The organism is Streptomyces huiliensis (genome assembly GCF_020037025.1).
Classification (GTDB): Bacteria; Actinomycetota; Actinomycetes; order Streptomycetales; family Streptomycetaceae; genus Streptomyces; species Streptomyces huiliensis.
On record NZ_JAIQLH010000465.1, the window covers coordinates 1 to 843 of the forward strand.

The 843-nt window shown below is 77.0% G+C and carries 2 protein-coding genes; both read left to right on the forward strand.

Annotated elements, in window-relative coordinates; translation table 11 throughout:
- Window positions 1-715 (forward strand): beta-ketoacyl reductase (locus JNW98_RS35155; RefSeq protein ID WP_223772326.1); only part of this gene is annotated, 715 nt, incomplete at its 5' end.
- An 11-nt stretch (window positions 716-726) separates the two neighbouring features.
- A partial coding sequence (locus JNW98_RS36995) for a polyketide synthase docking domain-containing protein (protein WP_223772327.1) occupies window positions 727-843 on the forward strand: 117 nt, incomplete at its 3' end.

Here is an 843-nt window from a genome sequence, read left to right on the forward strand (position 1 = left end):
GGACACCCTCGCCCACCTGCGCCGCGCCCAGGGCCTGCCCGCCGTCTCCGTCGCCTGGGGCCTGTGGGCCGAACGCAGCGACATGACCGGCCATCTGAGCGGCGCGGACACCGCACGGCTCGCCCGCGACGGCGTCCGCGCCCTCACCGCCGACGAGGGCCTGGCCCTCTTCGACGCCACCCTCGGCTCCGCCGACCCCGCGCCGCTGGCCGCCCGCCTGGACACGGCCGCCCTCCGCGCCCAGGCCGAGGCCGGGACGCTGCCGGCCGTGCTGCGGTCCCTCGCCCCGGCCGCGGCCAGGCCCGCCGGATCCACCGCCGGACCCGCCGCGCTCCTCGCGGACCTCACCGCCCGCACGGGCAAGGAGCGCGAACGGGCGCTCCTGCGCCTCGTCCGGAGCGAGATCGCGACCGTGCTGCGGTACCCCGGGCCGGACGCCGTGGGCCCCGACCGGCCGTTCAACGAGCTCGGCTTCGACTCCCTGGGCGCCGTCCAGCTGCGCAACCGGCTCGGCGTCGTCACCGGCCTGCGGCTGCCCGTGACCGCGGTGTTCGACCACCCCACCCCACGGGCCGTCGCCGCGCTTCTCCAGGCCGGACTGTTCCCGGACGCGGAGGAGCCTGTGCAGGAGAGCGCGGACGACGAGGAAGCGGCGCTCGACGCCATGGACACCGAGACCCTGGTCCGCCTGGCCCTGCGCGGCGGCGACGAGTGAGGGAACGAGAGATGACCGTCGACAACCACGACCTCGTGGCGGCCCTGCGAGCGGCCATGAAGGAGAACGCCCGGCTGAAGCGGCGGAACGCCACCGCCGCCGAGCCCATCGCCGTCGTCGGCATGGCC